Source organism: Rhodococcus sp. HM1 (assembly GCF_023218075.1).
Classification (GTDB): Bacteria; Actinomycetota; Actinomycetes; order Mycobacteriales; family Mycobacteriaceae; genus Rhodococcus.
In genome coordinates this window covers 31,496-47,764 of sequence record NZ_JALPTB010000038.1, presented here as the reverse complement: position 1 = coordinate 47,764, position 16,269 = coordinate 31,496, and the positions used below count along the sequence as shown (strand labels likewise).

The window sequence follows — 16,269 nt, the reverse complement described above, 5'->3', positions numbered from 1 at the left end:
TCGGGAACTCCCGACGGACGGTAGCCGTGAGAGTAGGACCGTCCGGAGCGGCCGAACAACGCCGACTGTCACTCAGTGATAGATCGTTTTCGGAATCGCAGGAAACGACCGGCCGAGGGTTGACCAGCCATTCCTACGGACCTAATCTGTCCTGCAGAATCGAATTCCTCGATACAGAACATCTCTGTGATCCACCGGAAAGGTTGCCCATGAGCACCTCGGCAGAAATCATCGACGTCCCCCTGCTCATCGTCGGCGGCGGCATCGCAGGCCTGGCCACCGCGCTCGGCCTCGCCCGCAAGGGCCGCCCGGCGCACGTGATCGAGCGCGCCCCCGAGTTCGGCGAGGTCGGCGCCGGCATCCAGCTGGCCCCGAACGCCATGGCCGTCCTCGACAGCCTCGGCGTGATGGACGCGATCATGAAGGACGCGGTCCTCCCCCAAAAGAAGTGCTACATGGACGCCGTGACCGGCGAGGTGATCGGCACCGTCGATCTCGGACCCGAATTCGTCGAGCACTTCGGTTATCCCTACGTCGTCACCCACCGCGCCGATCTGCACGGCGCACTCCTCGAGGGTTGCCGCGCGAGCGATCTCGTCACCTTGGAGACCAACCGCGAGGTTCTCCGCGCCGAGAACCTGCCCGACGGCCGCGCGAAGGTGGTCTGCGCCGACGGCACCGAGTACGTCGCCGACGCTGTGGTCGGCGCCGACGGACTGCGCTCGGCGATCCGCCCGATGATCGTCGAGGACGAGCCCGTCCCCTCCGAGTACGTCGCCTACCGCGGCACCGTGCCCATCGAGATGGTGCCGGCCGACGCCGTGGAGACCCCGATGGTGCTGTGCTGGCTCGGCCCGCACATGCACCTGATCCAGTACCCGCTGCGCGGCGGCAAGCTCTACAACAACGTCGCCGTCTTCCGCTCGGACTTCTACTCCCCCGACCACGACGACTGGGGTACCGAGGAGGAACTCGACGCCCGCTTCGGCCTGTGCTGCGACAAGGTCCGCGAGGCCGGGCAGTACCTCAACCGCGAGATCCGCTGGCCGATGTACGACCGGGAGCCGGTCACCACCTGGACCTCCGGCGCGGTGAGCCTCATCGGCGACGCCGCCCACCCGATGCTCCAGTACCTCGCCCAGGGTGGCGCCCAGTCACTGGACGACTCGCTCGCGATGGTCGAGGCGCTCGTGACCGAGCCGAACATCGAGGCCGCGTTCAAGACCTTCGAGGCGCGACGGGCGCCGCACACCGGCAACATCCAGCGCCTCGCACGGGTCGCGGGTGAGCTGTTCCACATCGACGGGGTCGGTCGCGCGCTGCGCAACTACTCCTTCAAGGACCACAACCCCACCGACTACGAGAACCTCGACTGGATGTTCATGCCGCTGTCGGTGGCCGGCGACACCCGCAACTACCCGTACTGACCTGCATCGTCGCCGGCCGGACGTTCATCCGGCCGGCGACGGGGCTACCGCCCGGAACCGGCCAGCGCGTCGGCGAGTTCGTCGGCCGCCTTCCGGGCGGCGGCGAGCACCTCACCCCAGCGGTCGACACCGATCCGCCCGGTCGGGAAGGTGATACCGATGGCGAAGCCGGATGTGCCCGCACCGGAGATCCCGGCGGAAGCGGCACCTACCGAGACGGCCACCGCACTGACACCCGACTCGACCTCACCGTCCTGCGCGGCGTAACCCCGTTCCCGGATCACCTCGAGCTGGGACTGCAGGGTCTCCCGTTCGGACTCCTGCAGGCCGCTCGGCAGATGAGGCTCGATGTCCCCACCCATCCCGGCGAGCAGCGCCTTACCCATGGCGCTCGAATAGGCCGGCTGCGAATGACCCGACCGGTCGCCCACGCGCAGCAGATGCGGACTCTCCACCGAGAGCAGCGTCAGGGCCCGATCCCCGTCGAGGGTGGCGAGATGCACCGTCTCCTGGGTGAGGGCCACGAGCCGCTCCAGGATCGGCCGGGCCAGGTCGATGACCCGGCCGCGGAAATTCGACAGCCGCTCCATGGTGGGACCGGCCCGGTACATCTTGGACTCCGGATCCTGTTCGGCGAAGCCGTAGTGCGCCAGCATCTGCAACAAGCGGTGCGCGGTGGACGGGGCAATACCCAGCAGGGCGGCGGCATCGCCCACCCGCAGTCCGTCGGGTCGCTCGGCGACCACGAGGAGCAGTCGGAGAGCCTTGTCGACCGAACCGACCGGATATGCCGGTGCGTCTCGACGTGCAGAGTCAGTGGCCATGATTCTTTATAACAGAACGATTCGACCATTTTCCTTGACCAACCGGCTCAACTACCGTACTAATTCCTTATCCAGGAATCTAACTCCGCAATACAGAACAGAGAGGATCGCGCGATGAGTGTCGACACCTCCCGCTCCGACGAGAAGGTGCACGACGCCTTCTACGCCGAACTCGCGGACAATCACTACTCCCCGCTCTGGCAGCTCATGGGCAACCTCGGGCCGGAGGCGAAAACCACTCTGGTACCGCACATCTGGCGCTACGAGCAGGCCCGGAAGCTGATGGTCGAGGCCGGCGAGATCGTCCCGCTCGAAGACGCCCTCCGCCGCGTCCTCGGCTTCCGCAATCCCGGCTGTCTCCCGCACCAGCGCACCGGAGCCACCGATACCCTCTGGTCCGCACTGCAGTTGGTGCTCCCGGGAGAGATCGCCCCGGCCCACCGCCACACGCCGTCCGCACTGCGGTTCATCGTCGAGGGCGACGGCGCCTACACCGTCGTCAACGGTCAACGCGTCCCGATGGACGAGGGTGACTTCCTGCTGACCCCCAACGGGCACTGGCACGAGCACGGCCACACCGGCGAGGGCCCGATGATCTGGCTCGACGGGCTCGACTCCCCGCTGATGTCACGGCTGAACCAGTACGTCATCGAGGAGGACCCCGAATGCCAGGAGGTGGACGCACCGCTCCCCGCCGCCTACGGCAACGGACTGCTCGCCAAGCCCTGGGGTGAGCCCGAAAAGGTCGGTCAGCCACTGGTGTACAAGCTCGCCGACGCGCTCGAGACCATCGAGTACCTGCGTACGCGTGAAGGCGACCCCTTCGACGACATCATCGTCGAGTACCGCAATCCGATCACGGGCGGACCGGTGATGACCACCATCGGGGCCTACCTCCAGCTGATCCGCCCAGGCGTCGACACCCGCGCCCACCGGCACACCCACTCGACCGTCTACCACGTGGTCCGCGGATCCGGATACTCGATCGTCGACGGCCGGCGTATCGACTGGACCAAGGGCGACACCATCGCAATTCCGTTGTGGTACGAGCACTCCCACCACAATCCGACCGGCGAGGACGCAATCCTGTTCTCGTACACCGACAAGCCCGCCATCGATGCGCTCGGACTCGGCCGCATCCGACCCAGCGAGTAGGAATCATGAAGCTCTACGTCTACAACGACTACCGCCTCGGTGTGGAGGCCACGGACGGCACCCTCGTCGACATCACCGATCTCGTCCCCGAGCACACCGAACCGCGCGAGCGCACGAACGCGCTCATCCGCGCCTGGTCGACCGTCTCCGGCGACGTCTCGTCCCGCGTCGCCGCCGGTGGCGGGCAGGCACTGGACTCGGTGACCGTCCGCGCGCCGCAACCCCAGCCGCGCAACCTGTTCGCGGCGCCGGTCAACTACCACAAGCACCAGCAGGAGATGGGTGGGGAGAAGGGCGTCTACACCGATCGCAAGATCCTCGACGTCTCCGTTCGCAAGGGCTTCCTCAAGGCCGTCACGTCCATCGTCGGACCGGACGGCGCGATCGAACTCCCCTACGAGGACCGGCGTTTCGACCACGAGGCCGAGGTCGGCATCATCATCTCGAAGGAGGCGAAGCGGGTTTCGGTCGAGGAGGCACTCGACTACGTCTTCGGATACACCCCGCTGCTCGACATCACCCTGCGCGGCGACGAGGACCGGTCCTGGCGCAAGTCCATGGACACCTTCACCCCCATCGGCCCGTACATCCTCACCGCCGACGAGGTGGAGGACCCGGAGAACCTCGACTTCTGGCTCACCGTGAACGGCGAGATGCGGCAGAAGTCCAACACGTCCTTCCTCATCTGGGGCATCGCCAAGCTGATCTCGGAGTACTCCCAGGTGATCACCCTGCAGCCCGGCGACATCATCGCCACCGGCACCCCCGAGGGCGTCGCTCAGATCGTCCCCGGCGACACCGTCGTGCTCACCATCCCCGCGATCGGCGAGCTGACCATGCCGGTCGTCGCCCGCCCCTGAGTTCGACCGCAGTAGACCCGAACTCCGGGGCATCGTGAGATCCAGCACGTCCGGAGTCCGTGCGTCGGTGGCCCGTTCGGGACATCGAGCGCCTGTCGATCGGAACACGAATCCGACCCGTACGGGCCACCGACGCCTGTTTCACCGCGCCTGCATCGCACCGATCGGGTCGACCTACATCACCCGCGACGCCGCGCCGAGCACCGCCGCCGACCGCAGATCGTTGTCGGGTTCCGAGAATCACAGCGGCACATCGTTGTACGACGACCGCTGCCGGTAAACCGAAGAGCACCGACCGGTTCGGGGGACGGATCGGTGTCATCGACCGCACCCGGATCGATTGCGGCGCAGAACGATTCGATGTCGTCGGCCTACGACCGCGCGAGACCGTCCACGTGCCACGCCATCGAGATCGTCTCCTCGGCACAGAGATACAACCAGCTCTCGGGGACGCCGGCGGGAGACACTCTCGAACCGACGCCGGAGACCACCGCTGTTGTCTGCACCCCGTCATGGCCAGAGGTGTCCCGCTCCGCCCGCGAGGACGGAACGGTTTGTATCAGGCCGCGCCGAAGTCCCCCGCGTTCACTCCACGAGTGCCTTGAACTGCGCGTCGTACAACCGCGTGTAGGCACCGCCCGCGCGGAGCAGATCCTCGTGCGTGCCCTGCTCGACGATGCGCCCGTCCTCCATCACCACGATCCGGTCGGCGTCGCGGATCGTCGAGAGCCGGTGCGCGATGACGAAACTCGTGCGGTCGTCGCGCAGCCGCGCGGTGGCCTGCTGCACGAGCAGTTCGGTGCGGGTGTCGACGGAGCTGGTGGCCTCGTCGAGGATCAGGATGGACGGCTTGGCCACGAAGGCCCGCGCGATCGTGATGAGCTGACGTTCACCGGCGCTGAGGCTGCCCGATTCCTCGTCGATGATCGTGTCGTAGCCGTCGGGCAGGGCACGCACGAAGCGGTCCACGTAGCTCATGCGGGCCGCGGACAGGATCTGGTTCTCGGTGGCGTGCGGGTTGCCGTAGGCGATGTTCTCCCGGATGGTGCCGCCGAACAGCCAGGTGTCCTGCAGCACGATGCCGATCCGCGACCGCAGCTCGGCCCGCGACATCGAGGTGATGTCGACACCGTCGACGAGGATGCGGCCGGAGTTCAGCTCGTAGAACCGCAGGATCAGGTTGATCAGCGTGGTCTTGCCGGCGCCGGTCGGGCCGACGATCGCGACCATCTGTCCCGGTTCGGCGCGCAGCGACAGGTGCTCGATGAGCGGACGATCCGGGTCGTACGAGAACGACACGTCGTCGAATTCGACGCTGCCGTGCCGGCCCCACGGCAGGGTCGGTGCCGGCGACTCGGGGTCCTGCTCGGGCTCGTCGAGGAGTGCGAACACCCGTTCCGCGGACGCGGCGGCGGACTGCAGCAGGTTCACCATCGCACCGATCTGGGCAAGCGGCTGAGCCAGCTGGCGCGAGTACTGGATCAGCGCCTGCACCTCGCCGAGGGTGATGGTGCCCGACGCCACGCGCAGGCCGCCGAGCACGGCGACACCCACGTAGCTGAGGTTGCCGAGGAAGGTCACCAGCGGCATCACGGTGCCGGACACGAACTGTGCGCGGTAGGCGGACCGGAACAGCTCGTCGTTGGTCTCGGCGAAGCTGCGCTCGACGTCGGCGGTGCGCCCGTACGCGGTGACGATCTCGTGGCCGGTGAACACCTCTTCGATCTGGCCGTTGAGTTTGCCGGTCGCTTCCCACTGCGCCGCGAAGTGCGTGCGGGACCGGCGCGCGACCAGGGCCGTCGCGACGACGGACGCGGGCACCATGAACAGCGCCACGAGCGCGAGGAGCGGCGAGATCCACAGCATCATCACGACGAGGCCGATCAGGGTCAGCACGGCCAGCACGAGCTGGCTGATCGATTCCTGCATGCCCGTCGACACGTTGTCGATGTCGTTGCTGACGCGGCTGAGCAGGTCGCCACGCGAGTGGGTGTCGAAGTAGCGCAGCGGCAGGTTGTGGATCTTGCGTTCCACCCGCGACCGCAGATCCCGCACCACCCGCTGGACGATCTCGTTCAGGCCGTACGCGGCCACCCAGATCAGCGCCGACGACAGCAGGTACAGCGCCAGGACGACGAACAGGATCCGGCCGAGGGCGCCGAAGTCGATGCCCTCCCCGGGCACGGCGGCGGTCCCGGACACCATGTCGGCGAACTGGTCGTTGCCCTCGCTGCGCAGCTGCGCGACGGCCTCGTCCTTCGTGAGCCCGGCCGGCAGCTGCAGGCCGATGACACCGTCGAAGATGACGTCGGTGGCGCGCCCGAGCAGCAGCGGCGCGACCGCCTGCGCGATCACGCCGAGGAGCACCATCAGCAGCACGCCGTAGACGATGAAACGCTGCGGGTGCAGCAGCCCGAGGATCCGCTTGATCGACGCGAGTCCGTTCTGCGGCTGGGCCGGGAGGGTCGGGGTCTGGGTGCTCATACGGCGGCCATCCGCTGGGACTCGACGATCTCGATGTACTCCCGGCAGTACGACAGCAGCTCGATGTGGGTGCCGGACCCGACGACCGCTCCGTCGTCGAGCACGATGATCCGGTCGGCGTCCTGCACGGTCGACACCCGCTGGGCGACGATCAGGACGCATGCGTCGCGGGTCTCGGGCACCAGGGCCTCCCGGAGTCGGGCATCGGTGGCGGGGTCGAGCGCGGAGAACGCGTCGTCGAACAGGTAGATCGAGGGCCGGCGGACCAGTGCGCGGGCGATGGCGAGGCGCTGCCGCTGCCCGCCGGAGACGGTGGTGCCGCCCTGCGCGACGACCGTCTCGAGCCGCTCGGGCAGGGCCGCGACGAAGTCCGCGGCCTGCGCGACCTCGAGGGCGTGCCACAGTTCGTCGTCGGTGGCGTCGGGGCGCCCGTACCGCAGGTTCTCGGCGATCGTGCCGGAGAACAGGTACGCCTTCTGCGGCACCACGCCGATCTCGCGGCGCAACGCCGCCGGGTCGATGTTCCGGACGTCGATTCCGCCGACCTCGATCGAACCGGCGGTGACGTCGATCAGCCGCGGGATCAGGCGCATGAGGGTGGTCTTGCCGGACCCCGTGCCGCCGATGATCGCCGTGGTGGTGCCGGGTTCTGCCCGGAACGCGATGTCGTGCAGCACGGGCGCGTCGGCGCCCGGGTAGGAGAAACCGACGCCCTTCAACTCGACGGCGACCGGGCGCGGCAGTGCCGTCACGGCGTTCTCTGCGCACGACACCGACGGCTCGGTGCCGAGGACCTCGAGGATGCGGTCGGCGCAGACGGCCGCGCGCGGGGCCATCAGCGCCACGAACGAGGCCATGAGCACGGCCATGAGGATCTGGGTGACGTAGGTGATCAGCGCGGTCAGCGACCCGACCTCCATCGCGCCGCTGTCGATGCGCTGCCCGCCGAACCACAACACGGCGACGGTGCTGGCGTTCGCGATGAGGATGACGGCCGGGAACAGCACCGCGTTGATCCGCCCGACGCGCAGCGCCGTCATGGTGAGGTCGAGGTTCGCCGCGTCGAATCGGGCGCCCTCGGAGTCCTCGCGGACGAACGCGCGAACCACACGGATGCCGGTGATCTGTTCGCGCAGCACCCGGTTGACGTTGTCGATCTTGGTCTGCATGATCCGGAACGACGGCAGCATCATCGCCATCAGACCCAGGATCGTGAGGATGAGGACGGGGACCGCCACAGCCACGACCACCGAGGTTCCCCGGTCCTCGCGCAGCGCCATGACGATGGCGCCGATCCCCATGATGGGAGCGATGACGACGATGGTGCAGGTCATCATGACGAGCATCTGGATCTGCTGCACGTCGTTGGTGTTGCGGGTGATCAGCGACGCCGCCCCGAACTTGCCGTGCTCGCGGGCGGAGAACTGCCCGACACGGTGGACCAGCGACAGCCGGATGTCGCGTCCCACGGCCATCGCGGTCCGGGCCGCGAAGTAGACGGCGCCGATCGCGCAGGCCACCTCGAACGCCGCGATCACCAGCATGATCGCGCCGGTGCGCATGATGTAGCCGATGTCGCCGCGGGCCACACCGTTGTCGATGATGTCCGCGTTGAGGCTGGGCAGGATCAGCATCGCCACCGTGGACACCAGTTGCAGCACGACGACTGCAACCAGTGCACCACCGTGAGGCGCGAGGAAACGCCGAAGAAGCCTGACCAACATGGGCATCAACCTACCTGGGCGGACACGTCACGCCGTGATCGTTCACGCGTGGACCGTGTCCCGCTCGGACGCCGCGGCCAGTTCGCGGGTGAGCTTCTCGCCCTCGACGTCCACGTTCGGCAGGATCCGGTCCAGCCACTTGGGTAGCCACCAGGCCTTGTCGCCGAGCAGCGCCATGACGGCCGGGATGATGACCATGCGCACCACGAACGCGTCGAAGAACACCGCGGCGGCAAGCGCGAAGCCGATGGACTTGATGAACGCGTTGGGTTCGGCGATGAAGGCCGCGAACACCGAGATCATGATGATCGCCGCGGCGCTCACCACCCGGGCGCCGTGCCGGAAACCGGTCCGGACGGCTTCCTTCGCGGTCGCGCCGTGCACGTAGTCCTCGCGCATGCGGGTGACCAGGAAGACCTGGTAGTCCATCGCCAGGCCGAACACTACGCCGATCAGGAAGATCGGCATGAAGCTGACCAGCGGCTGCGGGTTCGAGATCAGACCGCCCCAGCCTTCCTGGAAGATCGCGACGGTCGCACCGAAGGTCGCCAGGACGCTGAGCAGGAAGCCGAGCGTCGCGGTGAGCGGCACCAGGATCGACCGGAAGACGAGCATCAGCAGGATGAACGCGAGTCCGACCACGACGGCGAGGTACGGGACGAGGGCGCTCTGCAGGGTCTCGGAGACATCGCCTTCGAGGGCGGTCTGTCCGGTGATGCCGTAGGAGATGCCGGTGCGGGCCTCGAGATCCGCCTCGCCGGCGCGCAGGTCGGCGACGAGATCCATGGTGGCGGCCTCGCTGGGGCCGGACTTCGGCGTGACCATGATCTGCGCGGTGTCGCCGGCCTCGTTCACGGCGACGATCTGCGCGTTGACCACCTCGTCGTGCTCGTACAGGTCCTGCACGACCGCACCGAACGCGGCGGGCGCCGACATGTTCGCCTCGCGCGCATCGGCGACGACGAGCAGCGGGCCGTTGCGGCCGGGCCCGAACGCCTCGTCGACGAGGTCGTAGGCCTGGCGGGAGCTGGTCTGCGGATCGCCGGTGGCCTCGGTGGGCAGCGCGAGGCGCAGGTTCAGTGCCGGGACGGCAGCGATACCGAGGATCAGGATCCCGGCGACGAGCGGAATCAGCGGCTTGCGGGTGACCCAGCCGATGTAGCGCTGGGCGGCACCCGGCTTGTCGGTGTCCGCTTCCGGATCGTTCGCCTTCACACCGGGGACGCGTCCCGCGAATGCCTTGTTGCCGAACAGGCCCAGGATCGCCGGCAACAGGGTGATGGCGATGAGCACGGCGATGAACACGGTGAACGCTGCGGCGTAGCCCATGGCGGACAGGAACGGGATACCGACGACGCTGAGCGCGACCAGGGCGACGATCACGGTGAGGCCGGCGAACACCACGGCGGATCCCGCGGTGCCGACCGCGCGTCCGGCCGCTTCGGCGCGGTCGGCGGTGACGGTGATCTCGTGGCGGAACCGGGAGACGATGAACAGCGAGTAGTCGATGGCGACGGCCAGGCCGATCATGATGGCCAGCGTCGGGGTCATCGAGCTCAGGTCGGCGAAGCCGGTGGCGATGGTGATGCCGAGGCTGCCGATGCCGACGCCGATGATCGCGGAGATCAGCGGCAGACCGGCGGCGACGAGCGAACCGAACGTCAGGGCGAGGACGACCGCGGCGACGCCCATGCCGATGAGCTCGGTGAGTCCACCGGGCATTTCGGCTTCGGCTGCGGCGGTGCCGCTGACCTGCACGTTCAGGCCGGCAGACCGGCCGATGTCGGCGGCAGCGGCGATCTGGTCCGTCAGCGCGGTGTCGACGTCGGTGATGCTGCCCTGGAACGGGAGGGTGACGTACCCGACGGTGCGATCGGGGCTGAGCGGTGACAGCGCGGCGGCGTCGGCGAGCGCGGCTTCCTCGGTGCCGCCCTGCTGCCGGGCCGCGGCCTTCATCTGCTCGACGAGGCCCGCGTTCGCGGTGACCGGGTCGACGAGGAGCGCGGGCTGCTGCTCGGGGGTTGCGGTGACCGGGTCGACCTTGGCACCGGGTGCGACGCGGTCGATCCCGCGGACCGCGGCGAGCACCTCGTTCATCGCCGCCATGTTCTGCGGCTCGTCGAGGGTCTGCCCGTCCGGCGCGGCGAACACGTAACGCGCGCTGAGCGCGTTCATCGGGTCGTCGGCGTTCGGGAAACGCTCGGCCATCAGGTCCTGCGTCTGCTGCGCCGGGGTGCCCGGGATGGAGAACGAGTCGGTGGTGGGTCCGGACAGGGTCGCCGCACCCACGCCGAACAGGACGAGGATCGCGATCCAGAGGGACAGGACCGTGCCTTTCCGCCGGTAGGCGAATCTGCCGATCCGATACAGGTAGGTAGCCACAAGGCGCCTTTCTTCGGATGTGTCGCAGGCGGAAAAGCCGACTACGAGATTCCTTGCCGCAATTGCGCGAATGCGGCGCGGATGAGGTCTTCGGGGGATTGCGCGCCGGAGGTTCCGGCGATCCACAGGTCGATGGCCGCACGGATCGCGGCCGCTGCGCAGTAGTTGAGCAGCACGGGGTAGATGTCGGTGCCGGAGTCGTGTCCGCTGCGTTCGGCAATCGCCTCGACCAGCAGCGGTCCCGTCCGCGTCTGCAGCTCGATGCTGCGCGAGACGAGAGACGGGCTCTGCTCGACGAGTTCGAACATCGCGCACAGCTCGTCGAAGTCGTCGATCTCGGCAACGACCTCCAGTGCCGCCGCCTCGATCGCATCCCACACGTGTTCGTCCGACGGCCGGTCGCGCAGCCGCTGGAGCCAGTTCTGCAGCAGAGCGTCGAGGTGCTCGAGGACCGCTTCCTCTTTGCTGGCGAAATAGTTGTGGAAGGTGCGGGTGGAGACGCCGGCTTCGGCGGCGATCGCGTCGGCGGTGACGGCCTCGATGCCCCGAGCCCGGGCGAGACGGGCTGCGGCGGCGCCGAGGGCAGCCCTGGTGGCAGCCTTCTTGCGGTCGCGCAGTCCGAGTTCGGTCACGTCATCCAACGTACAGAACTTGCAGAACTCTGTAACTTTGCAGACTCGTGCAGTTTTATGTGGTTGCCCACACTCGCTGGGCGGCCAGGCGGTAGATCACACCTCGCGGCGGGTCCACGCTCCCGGATCGGCGATGAGCTCGGAGACGAAGCCGGGCAGGTCGTCGTCGACGATGTCGGCGAGCGTGACCTCCTCGAGGACCGCGCGCAGGTTCACCCGGAGCGCGATCCACACATCCCGCAGCCTCTCCGCCGGGCCCGTGTACACGACGTCCTCGGGTCGCTCCCCCCGCACCGACGCCAGCGGGCCCTCGACCGTGCGGATGATGTCCGCGACGGAGATCTCGTCGGCCGGCCGCGCGAGCCAGTAGCCGCCTTCCGGTCCGCGGCGACTGCGCACCAGACCGCCGCGCCGCAGATCCGCCAGCACCGCTTCGAGGAACTTGTGCGGGATGTGCTGCGACTTCGCCAGCCCCTCGGCCTTGGCCGGGGCGTCGCCCGCGGCCGCCAGCTCGAGCAACGTGCGCACGGCGTAATCCACCCTCGCGGTGATGTGCACTGCCGCCCCTCCTCGCCGTTCCCCTCGCGGACGCCACCGGATTTCCTATCCGACCAGGGGGAAAGTATGCCAGGACCGGACGGTCGGAGTCGCGGGCCCGGAACCACCCGGAGTGACCCCTGACACATTTCGGTAGATTGAATGCCTGTCCGCACGACACCGGAGGGCGACATGTGGGAGACCGTGGTCCACTCGTGGGGTTCGCTGCTCGAGCCGCTACAGGATCCGGTGGCGCTCGCGATCCCGGCGTTCCTGCTGTTCCTGATCCTCGAGTGGACCGCCGCCCGCACCCTCGAACACGTCGAACCCGGCGCGGACGGCAGGACCCGCCCGCCGCGCGGCGGCTACGAGTTCCGTGACGCGCGCGCGAGCCTGTCGATGGGGCTGGTGTCCATCGCGACCAGCGCGGTGTGGAAGGTCGTCGCGCTCGTCGGCTACGCGGCGATCTGGGTGTACGTGGCGCCCTGGCACCTGCCCGCCGACGCCTGGTACACGTGGGTGATCCTGCTCGTCGGCGTCGACCTGCTGTTCTACTGGTACCACCGCATCGCGCACCGGGTCCGCATCGTCTGGGCCACCCATCAGGCGCATCACTCGAGCGAATACTTCAACTTCGCGACCGCGCTGCGTCAGAAGTGGAACAACAGCGGCGAGATCCTCATGTGGATCCCGTTGCCGCTGCTCGGCATTCCCCCGTGGATGGTGTTCGTCGGGTTCTCCGTCAACCTCGTCTACCAGTTCATTATCCGAAACACCCGGTTTATATCCACGCAGGTCAGGGGCGTTTCTTCCGTCACGCGGGTTGTGTGGCTAGCTCACACCGTCGTCGGAGATCTCTAGCATTCAGTCCCGGACCACCCACTCACCCAGGACCTGCGACGGGACGCATACGCACTGCGGCATCTCCGCGTATCGGCCCGGTGATGCGGTGATGCCCGCTGCGGCCGGGACTCGCCGATCGAACGAACAGGAACGGTTTGGAATGCCAACCGTGCGATCCGGCTACCTGTGCCCCGACTGCCAGGCTCTAGGTGAGAACAGATCCCTCACGGCAACGCCTCTCATGGTCCCGTCGGATCGTTCGGTCCATAACGATCTGACCCCTCATCGTGCGCGCGGTCGCCGAGGGCATCAACGATTGGTGTGCACCCGGCTTGACCTGTTGCAATACCGGAGTCCACGGCATCGGATGCATCCGGACACGACCTGTCACAACGTAAATTCCGCAGTAACAGCATGATTCACGAATCGTCGGGCAGAACACGCCACCCGCACGAAGTCGACACACGGCGCTACATTGTGGAGTGAGTGCACATGCCTCAGTCCCCGTAGCACGGAGGAACCCATGCCCACGCTCACCCAGAACGAATGTGCCAAGCGGTCACAGAAGCGAATCCGTAAGGAGGCCCGAGCTTTTCGCATCATGCGTGACGAAGCTCTGGGCACCGGCGACCAGGAGATGATGCGCGCCATCATGGCTGCCCTCGTCCGCGCCGAACTGCCTTCCGGCGCATAGAAAAGCCGGTCGAGTCACGGCTACCCGACCGGCTTTCACGGCACCCGAGGAGGGTCAAACCATCATGCCACATAATGATCGACGGGCGCGACGCAAAGCGCAACGCTGCCTCCGAAAAATCAACTGCCACCGCTGCGGTCGACGTTTCGACGGTCGAACCTGGTTCACCCAGCTCGACGAGTACGGGCAGGTCGACCACCATGTCTGCCAAGGATGCACCACCGCAATCGATTACGTGGAAGCAGTAATCCACGACGCTACGACGGTGCACCGCTGGATCATCGACGAGAACGACAACATCCGGACTTTGGGCGTACCGACGAAGCGGTACGAATGGGGACGATCATGACCGTCCCGAATCCGCACCACAAGAAGCAGCACCAAATCGGAACAAACAACACCGCAACAGAATTCATCACCGACCTGGTCCGCATCGGCGCGGCCGTCGTACCCGTGGTGTGGAACGCGCAGACACGCAAATACGACCGGCCCTCGGGCTGGCAGACCTTCACCGTCGCCGACACCCCGCGCCTGATCGCCGCAGCGGAGGACCGACAGGTGGACGGCTGGATGGTCGTGTGCGGCGGTGTCCTCGCGGTCGTCGACATCGATCCGCGCAACGGCGGCGACATCGAACGTGTTCGAAACCTACTGGCGGCACTCGCAGTTCGCGTGTTCGCCGAAGTGGAAACACCGAGTGGCGGCAGGCACCTGTACATCGCCGGACACCCCGATCTCGCCTCGTGGCACCCCACCTCGGGGGAATGGCACGGCGTCGACTTCCAATCGTTCCGCACCAACGTGTGGCTACCCGGAACACGCCGCTACGACAAGGAGTACACCGGGCAGGGATACACGTTGCTGTACAACGACATCGGTGCACTCGGCGACGGCGGCGACCCGGACGGTGCCGAAACCTTCGCGCAGTGGGTGGCCGACCACCGGGCACCCGTCATCGAGCGGTGCGATGCACCGGACTGGAACGGCCAGCCGCCGACCGACCGCGAAACCGCTTACATGGATGCGGCACTGCGCAATGCGGTATCCGAAGTTCGTTCTGCACAGCCCGGTTCGAGGAACAACACGCTGAACGCCGCCGTCTATGGTCTCGCCGGACTGGTCGCCGGTGCCGGACTCGATGCGGATCGGGTGCGCGAGGAGATGACCACGGCTGCCCAATGTTCCGGACTGGAGGACGACGAGATCCGCGCCAGCATCGAATCGGCGCTGCGGGCCGGCGGGAAGCATCCGCGCGCGGTGCCACCCGAACGCGGAACCGGACTGATGGGCACCGGCCGGGACACCGACACCGACGGCACACACGAATTCTGGGACAGCCGACCGGAACTCGGCACGATCCGGGACTGGGCGCGGGCGCGTCTCGCCGCACCGTGGGCGGTGCTCGGTGTCGTGCTGTGCCGGATCGCGTGTTCGGTAGAACCACGAATCGTGTTGCCGCCCATTGTCGGTGGTGACGCGAGCCTCAACCAGTTCGTGGCGTTGACGGCCAGCTCGGGGGGCGGGAAGGGCGCGGCGGTCGCGGTCGCACGGGAGGCGGTCACCTTCGGTACGGCAGCCACCCAGTTCCGCGAAATCCCTTTGGGCAGCGGCGAAGGACTCGTGAAAGCGTATGTCGCCTACAACCGACCCGCACGTTCCTACGAGCGGGTCGATCCGCCCTCGGTGCTGTTCGAGTGCATCGAACTCGACACTCTCACAGCACTGTTCAGCCGGACCGGTGCCACGTTGAATGCGGAACTGCGCAAGGTGTGGTCGGGCGAACTGCTCGGCTACGGATACGCCGGCGAAGGCAAGGCAGGAACGGTTGCGCCGCACAGCTACCGCGCCTGCGTCGTCCTCGGTGTCCAGGACCTCAAGGGCGGTCCCCTGGTCACCGACACGGACGGTGGACTCACACAGCGGTTCCTGTTCCTCGACGCCACCGACCCCGAGGCACCCGACGTGCTGCCGCCGGTGCCGGAGCCACTGAAGTGGATACTGCCGGATTGGTTCCTGCGGTCGTCGGGGCGCGTCGAGATCGGTGTGTCGGAGGGTATCCGTACCGACATCGTCGACGCCCGTCGGGCCGCTCTGCGGGGCACCGACACCACCGACGGACACCGGAATCTGCTCCGCCTCAAAACCGCAGCCACGCTGGGAATCTTCGCCGGCCGGGACACGGTCACCGACGACGATTGGCTGCTGGCCGGTGTGGTGCTGCAGCATTCGGACGGAGTCAAGGCACGGATTCGTGGTGCCATCAATGCAGCGGCCAGTGAACGAAACCGTGCACGCGGCGAAGCCGAGGCGGACCGTGAGGACGTTCGAGCGGAAACATTGCAGCGCAACAGTACACAGCGAGTGACGAGAAACGTGCTCGCGAAACTGCACGCGGTGGGTGACGCCGGAATCACCAGCGCCGATCTGCGTCGGAAGATCGCGGCGCGGGACCGGAAAACCCTGCGGAATGTGCTGGCCGAGATGGTCGATGCGCAGGTCGTGGTGGCCGACGACATCGTCACCAAGAACGGAGATCCTGGTGTCCGATACCGGATTCCGTAGAGGGTGTACGCCCCCCAGGGCCGTTGGGGTGTACGGGGGTACGCGTGTACACCCCAAGCGCGTGCGTACCCCCCATTTTCCCTTCACCAACAAGAATATGAATTTAGTTATGAGTGTGGATAGCAACGCTTTCGGACAGATTTGG

11 protein-coding genes are annotated in these 16,269 nt (G+C 67.2%); 5 read left to right on the top strand and 6 right to left on the bottom strand.

Annotation, left to right across the window (positions count from 1 at the left end):
- The first annotated feature begins 209 nt into the window (after positions 1-209).
- Positions 210-1,427, top strand: coding sequence for an FAD-dependent monooxygenase (locus M1M07_RS19540; RefSeq protein ID WP_197252110.1), 1,218 nt, complete (start codon positions 210-212; stop codon positions 1,425-1,427).
- Between the two features lie 44 nt (positions 1,428-1,471).
- On the opposite strand, the gene M1M07_RS19535 is transcribed toward M1M07_RS19540, so the two are convergent.
- Positions 1,472-2,251 carry an IclR family transcriptional regulator gene (locus tag M1M07_RS19535; RefSeq protein WP_248675260.1) on the bottom strand — a complete coding sequence of 260 codons (780 nt, stop codon included), beginning with the start codon at positions 2,249-2,251 and terminating at the stop codon, positions 1,472-1,474.
- A 114-nt stretch (positions 2,252-2,365) separates the two neighbouring features.
- Between M1M07_RS19535 and M1M07_RS19530 the strand changes: the two genes are divergently transcribed.
- Entirely contained in the window at positions 2,366-3,406 is a 1,041-nt protein-coding gene (locus tag M1M07_RS19530) for a cupin domain-containing protein (RefSeq protein ID WP_248675259.1), read from the top strand.
- Between the two features lie 5 nt (positions 3,407-3,411).
- Positions 3,412-4,266, top strand: coding sequence for a fumarylacetoacetate hydrolase family protein (locus M1M07_RS19525; RefSeq protein ID WP_197252107.1), 855 nt, complete (start codon positions 3,412-3,414; stop codon positions 4,264-4,266).
- Between the two features lie 585 nt (positions 4,267-4,851).
- Here M1M07_RS19525 and M1M07_RS19520 read toward each other — a convergent pair.
- The 5 genes from M1M07_RS19520 to M1M07_RS19500 form a co-directional block, all read right to left on the bottom strand.
- Positions 4,852-6,750: an ABC transporter ATP-binding protein gene (locus M1M07_RS19520; protein ID WP_197252106.1), complete on the bottom strand. Its 1,899-nt coding sequence runs from the start codon at positions 6,748-6,750 to the stop codon at positions 4,852-4,854.
- The gene (locus tag M1M07_RS19515; RefSeq protein WP_248675266.1) at positions 6,747-8,474 is read right to left on the bottom strand and encodes an ABC transporter ATP-binding protein; all 1,728 of its coding nucleotides are present in this window, start codon (positions 8,472-8,474) and stop codon (positions 6,747-6,749) included. Before M1M07_RS19515 ends, M1M07_RS19520 begins: the two co-directional genes overlap by 4 nt.
- 42 nt (positions 8,475-8,516) lie before the next feature.
- On the bottom strand, positions 8,517-10,856 hold the full coding sequence (locus M1M07_RS19510) for an MMPL family transporter (protein ID WP_248675258.1): 2,340 nt from the start codon (positions 10,854-10,856) through the stop codon (positions 8,517-8,519).
- A gap of 41 nt (positions 10,857-10,897) precedes the next feature.
- The gene (locus M1M07_RS19505; RefSeq protein ID WP_197252103.1) at positions 10,898-11,497 is read right to left on the bottom strand and encodes a TetR/AcrR family transcriptional regulator; all 600 of its coding nucleotides are present in this window, start codon (positions 11,495-11,497) and stop codon (positions 10,898-10,900) included.
- 87 nt (positions 11,498-11,584) lie between these two features.
- The gene (locus M1M07_RS19500; protein ID WP_197252102.1) at positions 11,585-12,046 is read right to left on the bottom strand and encodes an Rrf2 family transcriptional regulator; all 462 of its coding nucleotides are present in this window, start codon (positions 12,044-12,046) and stop codon (positions 11,585-11,587) included.
- Between the two features lie 171 nt (positions 12,047-12,217).
- On the opposite strand from M1M07_RS19500, the gene M1M07_RS19495 reads away from it, so the two are divergent.
- Complete coding sequence (locus M1M07_RS19495) at positions 12,218-12,886, top strand: sterol desaturase family protein (protein WP_368862568.1); 669 nt, start codon at positions 12,218-12,220, stop codon at positions 12,884-12,886.
- A 1,021-nt stretch (positions 12,887-13,907) separates the two neighbouring features.
- Positions 13,908-16,124, top strand: a complete 2,217-nt coding sequence (locus tag M1M07_RS19490; RefSeq protein ID WP_248675257.1) for a bifunctional DNA primase/polymerase — start codon at positions 13,908-13,910, stop codon at positions 16,122-16,124.
- Positions 16,125-16,269 lie beyond the last annotated feature (145 nt).

Excerpts from the sequence above, each read along its gene's own strand:
- M1M07_RS19540 (WP_197252110.1), top strand. The coding sequence starts at position 210 with ATGAGCACCTCGGCAGAAATCATCGACGTCCCCCTGCTCATCGTCGGC.
- M1M07_RS19535 (WP_248675260.1), bottom strand. The coding sequence starts at position 2,251 with ATGGCCACTGACTCTGCACGTCGAGACGCACCGGCATATCCGGTCGGT.
- M1M07_RS19530 (WP_248675259.1), top strand. The coding sequence starts at position 2,366 with ATGAGTGTCGACACCTCCCGCTCCGACGAGAAGGTGCACGACGCCTTC.
- M1M07_RS19525 (WP_197252107.1), top strand. The coding sequence starts at position 3,412 with ATGAAGCTCTACGTCTACAACGACTACCGCCTCGGTGTGGAGGCCACG.
- M1M07_RS19520 (WP_197252106.1), bottom strand. The coding sequence starts at position 6,750 with ATGAGCACCCAGACCCCGACCCTCCCGGCCCAGCCGCAGAACGGACTC.
- M1M07_RS19515 (WP_248675266.1), bottom strand. The coding sequence starts at position 8,474 with ATGTTGGTCAGGCTTCTTCGGCGTTTCCTCGCGCCTCACGGTGGTGCA.
- M1M07_RS19495 (WP_368862568.1), top strand. The coding sequence starts at position 12,218 with ATGTGGGAGACCGTGGTCCACTCGTGGGGTTCGCTGCTCGAGCCGCTA.
- M1M07_RS19490 (WP_248675257.1), top strand. The coding sequence starts at position 13,908 with ATGACCGTCCCGAATCCGCACCACAAGAAGCAGCACCAAATCGGAACA.